At 72.3% G+C, this 17229-nt stretch carries 12 protein-coding genes; 5 read left to right on the top strand and 7 right to left on the bottom strand.

All coding sequences use genetic code 11. The annotated features are described in order from the left end of the window. The first annotated feature begins 244 nt into the window (after nucleotides 1–244). Nucleotides 245–1114, top strand: coding sequence for a DUF4132 domain-containing protein (locus tag KDL01_RS00980; protein ID WP_212526340.1), 870 nt, complete (start codon nucleotides 245–247; stop codon nucleotides 1112–1114). Next, the gene (locus KDL01_RS00975; RefSeq protein WP_212526339.1) at nucleotides 1111–5970 is read left to right on the top strand and encodes a hypothetical protein; all 4860 of its coding nucleotides are present in this window, start codon (nucleotides 1111–1113) and stop codon (nucleotides 5968–5970) included. Before KDL01_RS00980 ends, KDL01_RS00975 begins: the two co-directional genes overlap by 4 nt. Before the next feature lie 47 nt (nucleotides 5971–6017). Here the strand turns inward: KDL01_RS00975 and KDL01_RS00970 are convergent, their stop codons facing one another. From KDL01_RS00970 to KDL01_RS00940, 7 genes are all read right to left on the bottom strand, one after another. After that, nucleotides 6018–6926: a hypothetical protein gene (locus KDL01_RS00970; RefSeq protein WP_212526338.1), complete on the bottom strand. Its 909-nt coding sequence runs from the start codon at nucleotides 6924–6926 to the stop codon at nucleotides 6018–6020. 99 nt (nucleotides 6927–7025) lie between these two features. Continuing rightward, nucleotides 7026–7931, bottom strand: coding sequence for a sulfurtransferase (locus KDL01_RS00965; RefSeq protein ID WP_212526337.1), 906 nt, complete (start codon nucleotides 7929–7931; stop codon nucleotides 7026–7028). Then, entirely contained in the window at nucleotides 7928–9079 is a 1152-nt protein-coding gene (locus KDL01_RS00960) for a phosphotransferase enzyme family protein (RefSeq protein WP_212526336.1), read from the bottom strand. The genes KDL01_RS00965 and KDL01_RS00960 overlap by 4 nt, the downstream gene beginning before the upstream one ends. Then, on the bottom strand, nucleotides 9076–10089 hold the full coding sequence (locus KDL01_RS00955; protein ID WP_212526335.1) for an ABC transporter substrate-binding protein: 1014 nt from the start codon (nucleotides 10087–10089) through the stop codon (nucleotides 9076–9078). The genes KDL01_RS00960 and KDL01_RS00955 overlap by 4 nt, the downstream gene beginning before the upstream one ends. Further along, entirely contained in the window at nucleotides 10086–10847 is a 762-nt protein-coding gene (locus tag KDL01_RS00950; protein ID WP_212526334.1) for an ABC transporter ATP-binding protein, read from the bottom strand. Before KDL01_RS00950 ends, KDL01_RS00955 begins: the two co-directional genes overlap by 4 nt. Beyond that, complete coding sequence (locus KDL01_RS00945; RefSeq protein WP_212526333.1) at nucleotides 10844–11668, bottom strand: ABC transporter permease; 825 nt, start codon at nucleotides 11666–11668, stop codon at nucleotides 10844–10846. Before KDL01_RS00945 ends, KDL01_RS00950 begins: the two co-directional genes overlap by 4 nt. After that, the gene (locus tag KDL01_RS00940; RefSeq protein ID WP_212526332.1) at nucleotides 11665–12774 is read right to left on the bottom strand and encodes an ABC transporter substrate-binding protein; all 1110 of its coding nucleotides are present in this window, start codon (nucleotides 12772–12774) and stop codon (nucleotides 11665–11667) included. Before KDL01_RS00940 ends, KDL01_RS00945 begins: the two co-directional genes overlap by 4 nt. A gap of 701 nt (nucleotides 12775–13475) precedes the next feature. Between KDL01_RS00940 and KDL01_RS00935 the strand changes: the two genes are divergently transcribed. Genes KDL01_RS00935 through KDL01_RS00925 form a run of 3 tightly spaced genes read left to right on the top strand, consistent with a single transcriptional unit; the run spans nucleotide 13476 to nucleotide 17122 of the window. Next, the gene (locus KDL01_RS00935) at nucleotides 13476–14768 is read left to right on the top strand and encodes an NtaA/DmoA family FMN-dependent monooxygenase (RefSeq protein WP_212526331.1); all 1293 of its coding nucleotides are present in this window, start codon (nucleotides 13476–13478) and stop codon (nucleotides 14766–14768) included. Nucleotides 14769–14828: 60 nt separating this feature from the next. Further along, nucleotides 14829–15788 carry an LLM class flavin-dependent oxidoreductase gene (locus KDL01_RS00930; RefSeq protein ID WP_212526330.1) on the top strand — a complete coding sequence of 320 codons (960 nt, stop codon included), beginning with the start codon at nucleotides 14829–14831 and terminating at the stop codon, nucleotides 15786–15788. Further along, nucleotides 15785–17122: an LLM class flavin-dependent oxidoreductase gene (locus KDL01_RS00925; RefSeq protein WP_212526329.1), complete on the top strand. Its 1338-nt coding sequence runs from the start codon at nucleotides 15785–15787 to the stop codon at nucleotides 17120–17122. The genes KDL01_RS00930 and KDL01_RS00925 overlap by 4 nt, the downstream gene beginning before the upstream one ends. The last annotated feature ends 107 nt before the right edge of the window (nucleotides 17123–17229 follow it).

Here is a 17229-nt window from a genome sequence, read left to right as displayed (position 1 = left end):
CGGTGAACGTCGCCCTCGCGCGGGACGGCTCGGTGCAGCGCCAGCGTGGGTTCGTCCAGGTCGAGGCCGTCGGGTGCGGCTGAGCGTGTGGGTGGCTCTGGCGGATTCCTGCATGGGCGACGTCGCGGTTCCGCCGTGGCAGGGCCCTGTCGGCGGGGTCGGCCACGGCGGCCGGTCTGCGCAGCGGATCCTGTCTGAAGGCAAGTGTAGCGTCCTGCTTACATTGAGGCGCGTGGGAGGGTGCATGGGCTGGGTGGCGGCGGCGACTGACGGCTACGAGGTGGCCGTCGAGGACGCGAAGGTGGTGTGTCGCAACGTCTCCGGGAAACGGCTGCGGGCGATACCGAAGCAGCTCAAAGAGGATCCGGTGATCGCGGAGCTGCGGCAGCTCGTCGACTGGCTGGAGCGGCACACGGCGCAGTGCCTTGAGACCGCGGAGCGCTGGCTGCTGCGGGCGCTGCCGGTGCCGGCGGTGCTGATCGTGAAGGTGTGGCCGGACGAGGCTTGGCGCGAGGTGCTGCGCGACCTGGTGATCGTGCCGGTGGACGAGCACGGGGCCTGGGATCTGGCCCGGGCGGGGTTCCTGCGCGCGGCGGACGAGCGGGGGCTTGGCGTGGTCGATCTAGACGGCGAGAGCGTTCGGCTGACGGCCGCACGGGTGGCGATTCCGCACCCGGTGCTGCTCGGCGACCTGGCCGAGTTGCGCGAGTTCGGGGTGGAGTTGGAGGTGCGCCAATCGCTGGAGCAGCTGTACCGGGAGACCTGGGAGATCCCTGCGGATCTGGACCTGAAGGCGACCGTGTCCACGCGCTACTCCGATGCGTGGTACGAGCAGCTGCGGCAGCTGACGCAGCGCACGGTGAAGCTCGGCTACCAGGTGAGCGGCGGGTACGCGATCTGCCGCGTGCACGACCGGGGTGATCTGATCACGGCGCGGGTGTGGGTGGGGTCGGACGACCCGTCGTGCGAGACCGAGACGGGCGGCCTTGAGTTCGTCGACGGCGAGGGCAGGCAGCTGACGCTGGGACAGGTCGGGCCGGTGGCCTGGTCCGAGGGCAATCGCATGGCCGCCGCGCTGTACGCGGGCCGGAAGACGACGGAGGAGGAGCAGTGAGCCAGAGGTATGACTCCGACGCGCTGCCGGCCACCGGCGAGGTGGCGCTTGTGGACGGCGGGATTCCGGATCGCGCGGACACGCTCTCGGCGCGCGCCTACGCGCATCCCTTGCTGGACGGCCGCGTGGTGGTGCGGTTGACGCCCGAGGCCTTGGGCGGCGCCGAGGACCTGACGATGGACTTCCTCGGATTCGACGCCCCGTCGGCGATCGACGCGGTGGGCGTGGTGCGCCAGCAGGCGCTGGGGTTCCCGGCCTGGGCGCTGGTGAACGACCCGGCGAACGCGCAGCACGCGCTGAGCCTGGTCAAGGACATCGAGCGCTGCTCCCGGGTGGCGAAGTCCAAGCCGGGTCACGCCAAGGACGGGTTCGACGCGCTGGCCGAGCGGCTGGCCGGCTCGGTGCCGCGTTATCTGCCGCCCTTCTCCGAGCAGGTGGCGCGGATCTTCCTGGGTCTCGACAACACGTTCTGGGCGGCGCTGTACTTCGACAAGGCGCGCGGCGCCGAGCACGCCTACGGACTGCCGATCGACGAAGACGTGCAGGCCGCGTCCTTCCTCGAGTTCGCCCTGGCCGGGGCGCTGACGGCGAAGGCGCTGACCGCGTACGCGAGGGATCTCGCGCTGCGCCGCACCCCGGCCGAGGCGTACGCGCGGTACCGGCAGGTCTGCGTCGAACGGGTGAAGGGCGGCCTTCCCCCCTTCGCGGCGATGCCCGCCGACCTTCGCCGGCTCGCCAAGGCCGCCAAGCTCGACCCGTCCGCCGCGGAGCAGGACCTGCTGCGCGAACTGCTCGTCTGCCCGGCGATCACGAGGTCGAGCGGGAACTTCTGGAGCACCTACCGGGACGCGATCGGCGCCCTCGGCCGGGCGGAACCGGCGGTTCGCGGCCTGCTGCTGAACATGACGCCGGTGCTCGCCGGGACGACGGAGCTGCGCGGCGACCTTCTGTGGCTCTCGATCCTCGCGGCCGCGGGCGCGACCGAGGACCTCACCGCGCCGGCCGCGTCGGTACCGGCCGAGGCGTCGGTCCGGGACGGCGCCGCGGGCTGGCTCGGCCGGTTCGTGCGCACCTTCGAGTCCTCCTGCGGCTACTTCAGGGCGGCGCCGCCCGCCGAACTGCTCGACCTGGTCGAGCGGATGGCGGACCGGCTGCGCGACGAGGGCGTCGCGGTCGCGCTCGGCGCCAGGCCGCATCTGAGCCTGGAGCTGATCGATCTCTGCTTGGCCAGGCAGATCCCGGTCGCCGATCCCCCGCCGGAACTCGAGCTGAACGCCGGGCACCTGTCGGCTCAGTGCTCGAACTGCGGGCGCGACCTGAACGCGCTCGTGGCGGACGAGCGCTTCCGTCCCATGCTCGACGTGGCAGTGGGCTCGGTCCTGCGGGCCAGTCAGCAGTACTCGACGCAGTGGACGCAACCGGCCGGCATCCGCGCACTCCTCGCGGAGCGGCTGGACGACCTGGCCCGCTCGATCCTGGAGGGAGGGCTCCCGGACGCGGAGAGGGGGCTCGGCCTGCTCAGCAGACTGCGACCGGAGCTCGGGCCCGTACTGTGCTCGATCAACCCGCAGGCGTGGGAGCGGATCACGGCCTTCGACGCGGCCGTGCCCCTCGCGGACGTGCTGCGGCGCGGCATCTTCGACGAGCTCGGCTGGCCGGCGCTCGAAGAGGCCGCTGCCCTGTTGGCCCCGCCGATCAAGACCGGCAACTCGATGCCCAGACTCCGCGTCCTCGATCAGTGGCCTTATCTGATCGTCTCCGACGACCAACGCGTGGTCGTGGTCGGCCACGATCGGATCCTGCACACCCAGGACGTGTCGCCGCTTGCGCAGGGCCGGTTCGGCTCGTTCCAGTTCGGGTGGGCGAACGGGCAGCTGTCCATCACCGTGTCCGCCTTCGACAACCCGACCGTCACCTGGAGCGGATCGCCCCACGCACCGCTGGCTACCGATATCTCCCGGGGCGGGAGCATATCCGGCTCGATCGAGCTCGCGGACGGCGCCCGCTCCTTCGGCGCGCGCCCGTACCGGGCCGGCGATACCGCCTGCAAGTGGCGCGGACCGGTGGCGACGGACGGCGAACGCCACTGGGTACTCAAGCGGGGCACCGACGAGAACAAGTGGATCAGCGCCCTCGACGAACAGTGGCGGGAGTTCGACCCCTTCAACGGCCGCGTCGGCGCGCCCGGCACGCCGGAGTTCTTGGCCGAGGTCGACACACCTGCTGCGGCGCAGCTCAACCACGAGGCCTGCTCGCTGCTGAAGCTGCCCGAGGGCGTCGAGGACAGTCCGCTCGGATCGGCGGGCGGACTGGTCGGCTGGCGCGCGACGCTCGCCGAGGACGGCACACAGCGCGGCACGGGCATCGACGGACGCAGCGTGTCCAGTGAGCGGCGGCTGGCCACGCTCGAGGACGAGGGCCGGCCCGCGATCGTCGGTGCGATCCGCTTTCCCGGCGCGGCGCAGGATCTCGCGATCGTCTGGCACTTCGCCCGGTTCCACCAGACCAGCCACAAGATCACGCTGCTCGCGCCCGGGGACGGCTCGGTCGCCCGGTTCGCCATCGGCGAGCGCTCGCCGGTGCTGGCGCGCGGCACCGCCTGCCTGCCGCCCTGGAAGTTCTGGCACTATTTCAGGCCGCGTGACCCGGCCGGCTCGGCCGCCCTGCGCGGGATCGAGGTCTCGACCGCTCGTGCACTGATAGCCGCGGGCGCCGAGGCCGACTTGGACAAGCGGGTCGCTCTGATCGCACAGGCGATCCCGGAGATCACCTCTGACCAGCTGCTCGCCGGGATCGTCGGTTACGCGACGAACGCCCGGTACTGTGCGGGGCTCGTGGCGAAGATCAAGGAGGCCGCCACGGCCGAGCCCGCACAGAGTGCTCTGGCGACTCATGCTGCCGCGATGCGGGCCAAGGCCGATGAGACGGTGGCGATCCTGTCCTGGGTGCGGGACCCCGAGGCGAGTGCGCTCCCCGAAGGCGCGATCGCCGCGGGCTCCGTCTTCGGGCGAAGCCGCCCCAACTTCCCCTCGGCCGTCCTGAGCCGGCTCGGCGGCGACTCCGAGGAACTGAGCGGATGGGAGCACTTCGCGGACTGGACCGGCATGCGCGGCGATCTCTACCTCGCCGCGGTCGCGCCCTGGTTCGGTCGCAAGCACAGCCAGGTCTTCGACCGAGCCGAGGAACTGCGCGCGAGCGGACTGCTCGAGCTGGCCGAGCGCATCAGAGTCCTCAACATCACCCCGCCGGCGCCGCAGTCCACGGTCGAGGTGATCGCGAGCGAGGCGGGCCACGTGGTCGCCTTCAAGCGGCGCTCCTACAACGAGACAGCGGCGGCGCTGACGGACTGGGAGGCCGTCGAGATCCGCCGCGCGGACCGCGGATTCGGCGCGATCCCGGGCTGGGGCATCAAGCGGTGGTGGCGGGTGTCCGCGTGGCCCTGGTCCGAGACCCCGCCCGCCGAGGCCGCCCGGATGCTCGCGGAACGCGGCGAGATTCCCTGGGATCCGCAGTACGCCGAGCGGCTCGCCGAAGCCGCGGGGATCAGCCGGGGCGAGGCGGCCGTGTGGCTGCTCGGAGTGCCCGGCCTCTCGTATCGGGGCGTCGAAACCCTGGCGCCCGAGCTGCTCAAGCGGTTCGGCTTCGCCACGGCCACCGCGTGGCAGGTGGCCGTGCGCAGGTTCCTCAGGCTGTTCGGCCAGACCAGCGACATCCTCGGCGTGCTGGTGCCCGAACGCGCGGAGGATCTGTGGAGCACCGGTCCCGACATCCAGCGGGCCGCCGCGTACTGGGTGGCCCGGTTCGGCCACCAGGCGAGCGCGCCGCCGGCCCTGCTGGAGGCCGCCGACAAGGAGCTGCGACACGAGCGGAGCTACAACTCGGCCGAACCGGTCGTCGTGCTGCGCGACCTGCTCGATTCCGCCGGACAGGCCCGGATCCGCGACAACAAGCAGGCGTACACCAGGGACTGGGAGGTCATCGCCCGCACCCTGCTGTGGCTGGCGTACCGGCTGCCCGTCGGCGATCCCCTGCGCGCCCAGCTGCCGCAGGCCGTCACGACGGTGCGCACGGTGCTGCTGGAACCCGGACGCGACTACCCCGTCTGGTACGCGGGCGGCGCGGACGCGGCGGCAACGGTCCTGGGGCTCCCGGTCCGGCAGGAGGGTGTTCGCAAGGCCGTCGGGCCGCTGTCGTTCGGCGACAAGGGCCTGCCGGTGCTGCGGCCGAACCTGCTCTCCAGCCTGGACGATCCGGCCCTGGACCTCGTCTCCGGTGCGATCCCCTACGGGACCCAGGTGAACCCGGCCCACGTGTTGCGCCTACTCCTCGGCGAAGGTCTGCCGAGACTCTTCGCCGAGGATCCCGCGGCCGTCGAGGCGGCCGGAGCCCAGGCCTATCAGGCCCAGGACCCCACCCGTTCGGTGCCGGAGCTGGTCGCGCAGGTGGCCGCCGAACGGAACCTGTCCGCGGACGCGGCGGCGCTGTATCTCATGCTGCTGGCACTGCCGGATCCGACGGAACGGAATCAGGCCGCGTGGACCGGCTGGAAGCCCCCGCGGCTCAAGGCGGCCCGCGCGGAGCTGGCCGAGCGCGCGGACCTGCTCGTCTCGGGCACTCGGCCCCGGGCCGGCCGTTCCCTGTTCCTGCCCGGGCCCTGGATCGCGCTCAAGGTTCCGTACCTTCCGGTCGAGGCCTGGAAGGCCGCCTCACTCGGCATCGAGGCGGACGGCACGGTGCCGCTCGGCGTCGTCCTGCCGCAGGTTCCCGTCCCGGAGCTGTTCCACGCGGCCTGGCAACGCGTCAGCGCCGGTGACGCGCCCTCGTTCGAGTACCTGACGAGCGGGACGGCGCGATGACAGCTCCTTGACGAGGACGGCGGTGTGGGCGGGCGGTTCGGCGCGCACTATGCCCCGCCCACACCGTCCTCGCCCTCGCCCTCGTCCACGATCAGCGTCACGTCGCGGAAGGCGCGCTCTGACTCGTCCCTCGACTTCCAGGCGTGCAGCAGGGAGAACAGGGTCGCCTCGGGCGCGGCCAGGTAGAAGAGCTGGCCGTGGGCGGCGTGGGCTGCGGCGTGCTGCTGCTCGACGTCGCCGGTGCTGCAGCAGGCACAGATCGGCTTCATGCTGCTGGCGGGCTCGGCGCCGAGTTCGTGCTGCTCGAAGGTCTCCACCAGGTCGGCGGCGCCGGGTTCGTCGGCGTCCACGATCACGGTCCAGGTCGGGATGTCCGAAGGCTGCCAGACGTGGATCTCGTCGAAGACCGAGTAGGTGGCCTCGCCGACGATCCGCTGGCCGTTGGGGGCGCCATCGTGCAGGATGACGTCGCCGAAGTGCCGGTCGGCGCGCATCGGGACCGAGCGGACGATGGCGCGGGTCGGGCAGATGCGCTGCGCCCACACCACCTCGGCGCGCCCGTCCGGGTCCAGGCGGATCGGCGTCATCCCGAAGTCCTCGCGTACCTCCCCGGTGGTACTGGTCAGCCGGATCCCGTAGCCGAGCCAGGCATCGCGCGCCACGTCCCAGTCGTGCAGCACGGTCGCGGCGATCCCGAGGTTCCAGAACGCCGGATCCTGCGCGTCACGCTCGGCCGTGCTCGCGGCGGTGCGGCCGAGCTCCAACGCCCGCGGCCAGTCGCGCAGGAACTTGGCGGCCAACGCGGCGTCGAACCAGAGCCGCTGGGCTTCCTCACCTTCCCCGCCCGCCTCGGCAGCGCGCGCCGCCTCGATCAGCAGCGGGCTGGCGCTCGCGTAGTCCTGCGCATCCCACGCGCGGTACGCCAGCTCGAAGACCTCGGATTGAGCGACAGCCACGGAAACAGACCCCTCACCGGTCGGGAACGAAGCCCCGATCGTAACGTCCGCCCCCGACAGGCTGCCGGTATATCTGCCGACAGATCGGCCCGCGCCGCCTCAGGCCACGTCGCGCGCCGGGTCGGCGGTCCACTCCTCGAGTGAGCCGTCGTAGATGCGCACGTCGTCCCGGCCCGCCCGGACCAGGCCGAGGGCGAGCAGCGTGGCGCTGATTCCGCCGCCGCAGTAGGCGACGATCGGGCCGGGCGCGTCCAGCAGCGGGCCGACGGCGGCGCGTAGGTTCGCGTCGGCGGCGAGCAGGCCGGTGGCGGGCTCGACGATGGAGCGCGCTGGGACGTTCAGCGAGCCCGGGATGTGGCCGCGGCGGGTGTAGCGGGTCGGCGCGGTGCCGTCGAACTGGTCCGGGCCGAGCGCGCAGACCAGGGTCCCGGGCGCGTCGCCGGATCCGATCGCGGCCACCTCGCCGATGTCGGCCCACGCGTCGTCCCGCGGCCTGAGCGTAAGCGTGAGCGCGAGGGCGGGCGCGGGCGCGGCGTCAGAGTCCTCACCCAGATCGTCGCCCGAGGCCACCGGGAACCCGGCCTCGCGCCAGGCGGCCAGGCCGCCGTCGAGTACCGCCGCCGGCACGCCTACGGCGCGCAACTGCCACCACAGCCGCGTCGCCCAGACTCCGCCGCCGTTGTCGTAGAGGACGATGTCGGTCTCCGCCCCGATACCGTGCTCCCCGAGCACGTCCGCCAGTGCCTGCGGGTCGAGGTGGGTGAAGTGGCGCGGCGCCGCGTGGTCGCTGAAGGCGTGGACGAGGTCGGCGTGGCGGGAGCCGGGGATGTGCGCCTCGCGCCAGGCCTCGAAGCCTGATGCGAGGCGGTAGTCGCCGTCGAAGCCGGGCGCGGGAAGCAGTGCCGTGGCGTCGAGGACGGCCGGCGCGGGTGCGGCGTCGGCGGCGGCCTCGCGCTGTCGGGCGGCCAGCCAGTGCGCGTCGACCAGGGACTCTTGCAGCGTCATCGGGCCAGTTCCTCACGGATGGTTGCGAGCAGGGCCGAGCCGTCCGGGCCGGCGAACCACGCGGTGTGGTCCACCAGGTAGCGGTAGGCCAGTTCGGTGTTCGAGGCCGAGCCGGTGACGCCGTGGAAGTAGTCGATCTCGCTGAGCGCGTAGTCGACGTGGCACAGCGGCAGCAGTTCGGGCAGTGCGGCGCGCTCGGCCGGACTCAGTTCACGGACATGACGGTATCCCGCGATCAGCGCGCGGGCCGTGTCGAGGTGTACGGCCGCCGCGCCCTTCGCGTCGAGCTCGATCCATTCGACGGCGTTGCGCTCGATCGCGGTCGCCAGATCGTGCACGGCGTACGCGCGGTCGCACAGGCTGAAGTCGATCACGCTCGAGACCCGGCCGTCGCGCCAGAGCAGGTTGGAGGCGTGGAAGTCGCCGTGCACCCAGGAGCTCTCGAGGTCGGCCAGCCAGGGTCGCAGCCGCTGATGGAACGGCAGGTGCCATCGCGTCAGGTCCTCGCGCCAGCCGGGACGCCCGTCGAGTTCGGCGGCCACGGCCGGGCGCTCGGCCGCGTACGCCTCGACGGCGGCGAGCGGGTCGGCCGCGGCGAACACGCTGAACCCGGCGATCAGCGGGGCCGGCTCACGGTGCGGCGCGTGGAATCCGGCGGCGGCCTGGTGCAGTCGGGCGAGCGCCTCGCCGGCGGCGTAGGCGTGGTCCGGCTGCGCGAACGGAGACCAGGAGATCGCGTCCCGGTACAGGTCGTGCCCGACGCCCACGGTGTGGACCTCGTAGTTCCACACGTCACGCTGGACCACGGTGCGCCCGTCGCCGTCCGCGAGCACGTGCACGACGGGGGCGCCGCGCGATTTCAGGTGCCTGAGAAACCGGTGTTCCTCACGCAGGCTCGCGGCGGTACGCACCGATGCGTGGTGCCGCTTGACGAAGAACTCCGCCGCGCCGCCACCGCCGCCGCAGGAGACGAGGGCGGCGGCGGACAGCGGGCGCGGGGAGAGCCAGGCCAGGCGCACGTCCCGGCCGCTCGCCTCGGGGTAGGCGCGCAGTACGGCCGCGACCTCCTCGGCGGTCAGGGCGGGCCAGTCCGGCGCGACCTCCTCGGTGCCCATCCCGTGGACCAGGTGCGGTGCCGTCACGGTCACGATCGCGACTCCGCCTGCAGTTCGCGCTCCGAGGACAGCGCCGACTCAGGCTCCGACGACAAGGCCGACTCCAGATCCGCGTCGGGCTCCGGCAGCAGCGCGTTCGTCGCGGCGCCGCGCCAGGCGTCCGCGTCGCGCAGCACGCCGTGCTCGGTGAGCCAGGCGGCGTAACCGCGCATCAGTTCCTCGCTGTGCCGGCCCCAGCGGCCCACGCTGTCGAACCAGGTCGGGGCGATCAGCCGCAGCGAGTCGCGCAACGCCTCGCGTTCGAAGTACGGGATCACCGTGTCGAGCACGGACAGCGCGTACGCCTGCTCGGTGGCGGCCTGGTGGAAGCCGAGTTCGGTCGCGGCGAGGAAGGCCTGGACCACCTCGGGTTCGAAGTCGACGAGGTCGTTCGAGGTGCCGAGCAGGTAGCTGTGATAGCCCGGCGCGCCGATGGTGTCGACCGGCCAGACCACGCGGCGCTGCCGGGGGAAGCGGTCGCGCACCATCTCCCAGGCCCAGTACGAGCCGAAGCTCGCGTCCGCGATCGAGCCGTCGTCGAGGTCGGCGAAGGTCAGCTCGCGGGTCCCGGCGTCCACGATGTCGACCGCGTCCGGGTCTCCGCCGTCCGCGGCCACCAGGTGCCGGACCATGGCCAGGCCGCGCGGGGTCGGGTTCATCGCCAGGCGGCGTCCGGCCAGGTCGCGCGGCCGCTCGATGCCGCGCCCGGTGACCGAGGCGATCGTCTCCATGGCCCGGTGGTTGATCGCGGCGACGCTCAGCAGCGGCTCGCCCGCCTCGCGCCGCACCAGCAGCCGGTTCGCCGGGAACACCGCGAAGTCGGCCTCGCCGCGGGCGAGGTAGGACAGGCTGTCGCCGCGGCCCGGGTCGTAGGTGGCCAGTTCCACGTCCAGCCCGGAGCGCGCGTACCAGCCGCGTTCCCGCGCGACGTAGAACCCGGCCGAGTTGGGCCACGGGTGGAAGTACTCGAGGACGACCTTGATCTTGCGTGCGCTCTGATTCATCCGAGGGTCCCCAAAGCCACGAGTAGTTCCCGCTCCAGCCGGGCGAACTCCGGCAGCGCGAAGGTGTCGGCGGTGCGCGGCAGCGGCAGGTCGATCTCGAGCCGGTGGGTCACCCGGGCCGGGCGGGGGCTGAGCACGTGCACGCTGTCGGCCAGGATCACCGCCTCCCGGATGTCGTGCGTGACCAGCACGATCGTCCAGCCGTGGCGCTGGCGGGTCTCGGCCAGCCACAGGTGCAGCTGCGTGCGGGTCAGCGCGTCGAGCGCGCCGAAGGGTTCGTCCAGCAGCAGCACGGGCCGGTTCATCGCGACGGTGCGCAGCAGGGCCGCGCGTTGCCGCATGCCGCCGGACAGCTGCGCCGGGTAGGAGTGCTCGAAGCCGGCCAGGCCGAATTCCTCGAACAGCGGCGCCACCTGTTCGCGGGCCGCCTTCTTCTTCACTCCGGCGACCTCGAGGCCGAGGATCGCGTTGTCCTCGACGGTGCGCCAGGGGAAGAGCAGGTCCTTCTGCGGCATGTACGCCACCGACCCGCTGCCCCCGACGCGCACCGCGCCGCTGCCCGGCCGGTCGAGGCCGGCCAGGATGTTGAGCAGGGTGGACTTGCCGCTGCCGCTCGGGCCGAGCACGGCGGCGAACTCGCCCTCGCGCACCCGCAGGTCGAGGCCGTCGAGCACGTGCAGGGGCTCGCGGCCGGGCCGGGCGAAGTGCTGGACCAGCCCGTCCGCCTCCAGTGCGTATTCCAGCGTGGTGCTCGTCATGCCGCGTTCGCTCCCTGCGTCCGTGCGGACCGTTCGAACCTGCGCCACGGGGTCAGCCAGCGCTCGAGCAGATACGTCGCCGCGAACAGCGCGACGCTCAGCGCGGCGACCACGATGACCGTGGCGAAGACCAGATCGAGCCGGAAGACCTGTTGCATCTGGTTGAGGTAGAGCCCGAGCCCGCGCTCGGCCCCCGCGTACTCGGCGAAGATCGCGCCGCCGATCGCGTAGGTGATGGACACGCGCAGGCCGGTGAAGAAGAACGGCAGGGCGCCGGGCACCCGCACCGTCCAGAACTCGCGCCACCGGCCCGCGCCCATCGAGCGCAGCAGCCGGGAGGCCTCGCCGTCCGCGGTGGCGAAGCCCTCGGCCAGCGACGCGGTCAGCGGGAAGAACGTGGCCAGCGCGACCAGCAGCACCTTCGGCAGCAGCGTGAAGCCGAAGACGACCACGAACATCGGGGCCAGCGCCACCACCGGCACCGTCTGCGAGGTGACCAGCAGCGGGTAGACCGCACGGCGCACCGTGGCGGAGAAGTCCATCGCCCCGGCGATCAGCCAGGACAGCGCGAAGGAGAGGGCGAATCCGAGTTCGGTCTCGCGCAGGGTCGGCAGCGCCTCGCTCCAGATCGTCGAGCGCTGATCCCAGCCCGCCGACACCACCCGGGTCGGGGACGGGAGCACCTGCGGGTTCTTGATCCCGTCCTGGGCCAGCAGCTGCCAGCCGACCACGAGGACGGCCGCGAGCAGCAGCGGCGGCCAGGCCGCGCGCAGCACCTTCCCGGCCCTCGGGGATATGGAGGTCGACCTCGATCCGCTCATGAGACGCTCACCGCGGCCGGAAGGTAGGCGTTGGTGTAGAGCCCGGAGATCGACGGCGCGGTCTTGAGCGGCTGGCCGGCCGAGTCGGTCAGGATCGCGTTGGTGTACATGAAGTCGGTCAGTGCCTTCCAGTTCTGATACGTCTGGACGCCGACCTGGTTGTCCGCGTTCAGGTAGTACTGCGCGGCCTCCAGCTGCGCGCTCTGCAGCACCAGCGCGCGGGAACCGCCGAGGGCCGACTCGTTGGCCTGGATCAGCAGGTTCGCCGCGTCCACCGGGCGCTGCACCGCGTAGACGTAGCCGCGGGTGACGGCCTCGAGGAAGCGCTTGGCCAGCGGGCCGTTGGCCTTCAGGAAGCGCTGCGAGGAGGAGATGATCGCCGAGTAGATGTTCGGGAAGCCGTAGTCGCCGAAGGAGAACACCCGCAGCGGCTCGCCCACCTGCTGGGCCTGGAGCACCTCCCAGGTCGGCTCGGGCATCGCGAAGTCGGCCTGCCCGCTGTAGACGGCCTGGTAGGCGCTGGTGTTGAGGGTGACGTCCTTGAACTGCCCGGTGCCGCCCGCCGCCTTGATGACGTACTGCAGCATCGGCACCTCGAGCGGCGAGCCGTAGCCCGCGTAGGTCTTCCCGTCGAGCTGCGCGGGCGAGGTGATGCCGGACTTCGCGCTCACACCGATCGCCACGTCGGTCTTCTGCAGGATCGCGTAGACCGAGACGATGTCGCTGCCCGCGGCGTACGCCTCGGTGGTGCCGTCCTGGTAGGAGATGCCGAAGTCCGTCTTGTAGCTCGAGATCAGCGTCTCGGGCGCGGTCGAGCCGTACGGCAGGATCTTCAGGTCGATGCCCAGCTCGCGGAAGTAGCCGAGCTGTTGGGCGACGAAGATGCCGGTGTGGTTCGTGTTGGGCGTCCAGTCCAGCGCGAGCGTGACCGGGGTGAGCGACGCGGCCGCGGCCGAGGCACGGGAGGAGGTCCCGGAGGTCCACGGGACGGCGGCCGCGGTCACTCCGGCGCCGAGGGCCAGGGCCACCAGGGATCTGCGGCTGAGATTGGGCGGCTGCTTCGTCTTCCGGGACGGCTCGGGCGCCACGGTGTCAGGGGTCGACATCGTCAGGGTATTCCTTCGGGTGATTCAGACGCGTCACGACATGCGCGCCGGGATGCGCGACAAGGAGGGTGTGTACTGCGTGAACGCGGGCTGTGCGCCGAGGACCCCGACGGGGCGGGGGTCAGCGGATCAGCGGGCCGCGGGAAGGGCGGCCGGACACAGCGAGGCGGCGACCCGCATCAGATCGATGCTGGGCCGCGTGGTGAGCCTGCTCCACTGGTCCATGGCGCGAGATCATACAGGCGCATTATTTGAACGCCAACGGCCGTCCATGAATCTCACCATGTGGTCAGCCCGGCCGGGCCGCCGGGCGCACGTGCGGCGCGGCGGGTGCGGCGCGGGCGGCGTCCACGCCGCGGAACACAGACGTAACAGACGCCGGGCCCGAGCGGGGTTGACACGGGAGCGCGGGCGAACTCAGACTCAGATCATGTTCCGGGTTCCGCTGACCAGCCGCGACCACATCGACTTCGGTCGCGTGTGGTCCTGTTCCTGTCGCTGACCAGACCCGTCCGCGCCTGACCGCACCCCGTGCGGTGCCTTCAGACGCCACCTTCTTCGCCCGCGGCCCGGCCTCCCGCGCCCCGGCATCCGGCTTCCGCGCGGCCGGGGTCCACGGCGCCCGTGCCGCCCGCCCGACCCAGACCGATCCGTACCGCCCCGCCTCACGCCGGGGCGCCGAGGCGTCCCCGGAGTCCGCCATGAGCGCCAAGCGACCCAGAACCCTGCGAACCGTGACCGGAGCCGGCGGCCGCCCCGGCGTCTACGAACTCGCCCTCGACCCGGGCCGCTCCACCCTGGACACCGCGATCCGGGTGGCGGCGCTGGCCGAGGACGCCGGGTTCGACGCGCTGTTCGTGCCCGACCTGCTGCGCTTCGGCGCCCAGGGCACGATCGGGGCACAGGAGCCGCTGCTCTACGTCGCCGCGCTGAGCCAGGTCACCCGGGACATCGGGCTGATCGCCACCGTCTCCACCACCTTCCACCATCCGTTCAACCTGGCCCGGATGTTCGGCACGCTGGACCACATCAGCAACGGCCGGGCCGCCTGGAACCTGGTCACCTCCTCGATCGGCGAGGAGAACTTCTCGGCCGAGCCGCTGCCCAGCCCGGAGGAGCGCTACGCCCGGGCCGCCGAGACCCTCGAGGTCGTGCACGCGCTCTGGGACAGCTGGCAGCCCGGCGCGCTCACCCTCGACCCGGACGGCCGGGCCGTGCTCGACCGCACCCGCGTCACCCCGATCGACCACGCCGGCCGGTACTTCTCGGTGGCCGGGCCGCTCAACATCCCGCCGCTGCCGCAGCGTCGTCCGGTGCTGATCCAGGCCGGGCAGTCCGCGGCCGGGATCGAACTCGGCGCCCGGTACGCCGAGATCGTCTTCACCTCGCTGCCGACGCTGCAGATCGCCCGGGAGCACACGACGCGCATCCAGGCCCGCGCCGCCGCACTCGGCCGCCCCGGTGGCGTACCACTGATATTCAGTTCCTTCCACGCGACGTACGGCGCGACGGAGGAGGAGGCTCGCCGGCTGGTGCACGAGCGGATCGAGGCGATCGACTACGAGCAGGGCCGCGCGCTGGTCGCCGACATGCTGGGCGGCGCGCTCGACCTGTCGGACGCGCCCTTGGACAAGCCGCTGCCGGAGAGCGCGCTGCCCGAGATCGCCGCGATCAACGCGCGCCGCGGCCGGGCGGAGATCTTCTCCCGGTACGCCCGCCAGGGCCTGACGCTGCGTGAGCTGATCATCGAGGCGCAGGACACCGGGCACTGGAGCGAGGTGGGCACCCCCGAGCAGCTGGCGGACGCCATCGAGGAGCGGTTCCGGGCGGGCGTGCTGGACGTGATCGCCCTCAACGGGCTCGACGATCCGCGCCTGCACGACCTGATCGTCAACGGTCTGCTGCACGAGCTGCGCAAGCGCGGCATCGTCGCCCCGGCCGACTTCCAGGGCGGCACGCTGCGGGCCAACCTGGGCCTCGAGCTCGAGCCGTGACCCCCGCCGCCGTGACGCCCGTTCCGACCGGTACCTCCCACGACTTGGAGCACTGAGCAGATGAACGATCCCTCCGTAGCCGCGCTGCATCTCGCGCTCGACGTGCACGGCCGCGACGTGCACTCCCTGCGCGCGGCGATCTCGGCGGCCGAGCAGGCCGGATTCGCCCTGGCCACCTTCTCCGACGGGCCGCTGGCCCAAGGAGTGCCGGAGGCCGGCACCCGCGCCGCCTTCGTCTCGCGCCTGACCGACCGGATCGGCCTGGCCCCCACGCTGCACGCGACCGTGACAGAGCCCTTCCACCTGGCCACCCAGCTGGCCGCGCTGGACCACGCCAGCCACGGCCGCGCGGGCTGGATCGTCGGCGCGGCCAACGGCGTGGACGAGCGCGCCACGATCGGCGCCGCCCCGCTCACGCCCGAGCAGCTGCGCGAGGAGCTGGCCGACGTCACCGCGGTCGCCCGTGCGCTGTGGGACTCGTGGGAGGACGACGCGGTGATCAAGGACGCCGCCACCGGCCGCTACCTGGACCCGGACAAGGTCCATCACATCGACTTCGTCGGCGAGTCGTTCACCGTCAAGGGCCCGCTGATCACGCCGCGGCCGTTGCAGGGCCAGATCGTCGTGCTCGCCCCGGACGCGTTGGAGCTGGACGAGCTGGCCGACGTGGTGCTGATCGAGCGCGCCGACGCGGCCGCGATCGGCGAACGCGCGCGGGCGGCCAAGGAGGCCGGGGCCCCGCTGGCCTTCGCAGAGGTCTCTTTCGGATTCGCAGAGCCGGACGCCGTCGCAAAGCTCGTCGATCTGCTTCGCTCGCTGGCCGCGGTGGTCGACGGCGTGCGGCTGCGCCCGGCCGACCCCGCCACCGACGTGCCGGTCCTGATCGAGCAGGTGCTTCCCGTGCTCGCCGCCGAAGGGCTGCTGCGCCCGGCCCCGCGCCCCGGAGACACCCTGCGCGCCACGCTGGGCCTGCCCCGCCCGGCCAACCGTTTCGCCCGCGAAGGAGCAGTTCAGCGATGACCGAGCCGGACACCGGACTCTACGATCCACACGCCCGGATCCACCTGGGGGTCTTCCTCACCGGCGTCGGCCCGCAGCTGATCTGGACCGACCCCTCCGCCGCGCCGCACACGGCGATCGAGAGCTTCGTCGAGGTCGCGCAGCTGCTCGAACGCGGCCTTTTCGACGCGTTCTTCCTCGGCGAGGGGCTGCGGGTGCGGGAGAACCGGGGGCGCGTGTTCGACCTCGACGTCGCCGGGCGGCCCGACGCGATCACCCAGCTGTCCGCGCTCGCCGCGGTCACCTCCCACATCGGCCTGGTGGCCACCCAGAACACCACCTACAACTATCCGGCCGACCTGGCCCGGCGCCTGGCCAGCCTCGACCTGCTCTCCGACGGCCGGGCCGGCTGGAACATCGTGACCACCGACAACGCCTGGACCGGGGAGAACTTCCGGCACGGCGGCTGGCTCGCGCACGAGCGCCGGTACGAGCGGGCCGGGCAGTTCGTCCAGGCCGCGAAGCAGCTGTGGGCGGCCGGCGACTCCGGCACGGCGGTGGAGTACCGGACCGACCTCGTCCGGCTGCGCACCGAGCCGGGCGTGGCGCCGAGCCGACAGGGCCGGCCGGTGCTGTTCCAGGCCGGCGACTCGGAGGGCGGGCGCGACCTCGCCGCCCGGCACGCCGACGTGGTCTTCTCCGCGAACACGCAGTACCCGAAGGCCGTCGCGTACAAGCTCGACCTGGTCTCCCGGCTGGCCCGCTACGGCCGCTCACCCGACTCGCTGCGCATCCTGCCGGGCGCGTCGGTCGTGCTCGGCGACACGCCCGAGCAGGCGCGGGAACGCGCCGCCTGGGTGCGCCGGGAGCAGGTGACCGGGCCGCGCGCGATCGCGTTCTTCGAGCAGTACTGGGGCACCGACCTGTCCGCGTACGACCCGGACGGCCCGCTGCCGGACATCGAGCCGAGCGAGGGCGAGCTCGACCCGTCCCGCGGCACCATCTCGATCGAGCAGCGCACCGGAAAGGCGGCGCAGATCCAGAAGTGGCGCGCACTGGCCGACGAACGCGGCCTGTCGATCCGCGAACTCGCGCTGGAGGTCTCCCCCGGCCACCCGGCCTTCGTCGGCACCCCCGCCCAGATCGCCGACGAGTGGACCCGCTACGTGCGCACCCGCGCGGTGGACGGGTTCAACATCACCCCGTACCTCGTCCCGTCCTCGCTGGCCGACATCGTGGACAAGCTGGTGCCGGAACTCCAGGACCGCGGCGTGTACCGGACCGAATATCAGGGCACCACATTGCGCGAACACCTGGAGCTGCCGCCGGTCTCCGAGCAGGAGGGCATCGGCTAGTCAGGCCGGATGGATTTCAATCTCCTGGGAGGCTCGACCAGGCGATGCCGTCCCAGGGGTCGGTCATGGGTGTGATCGTTGCACGCGGCGATCGGGCCCACCAGGCC

The sequence above is a fragment of the Actinospica durhamensis genome (assembly GCF_018139695.1).
GTDB classification, from domain to species: Bacteria; Actinomycetota; Actinomycetes; order Streptomycetales; family Catenulisporaceae; genus Actinospica; species Actinospica durhamensis.
The sequence above is the reverse complement of the archived record's forward strand: the minus strand, read 5'-3'. Positions and strand labels throughout refer to the sequence as shown.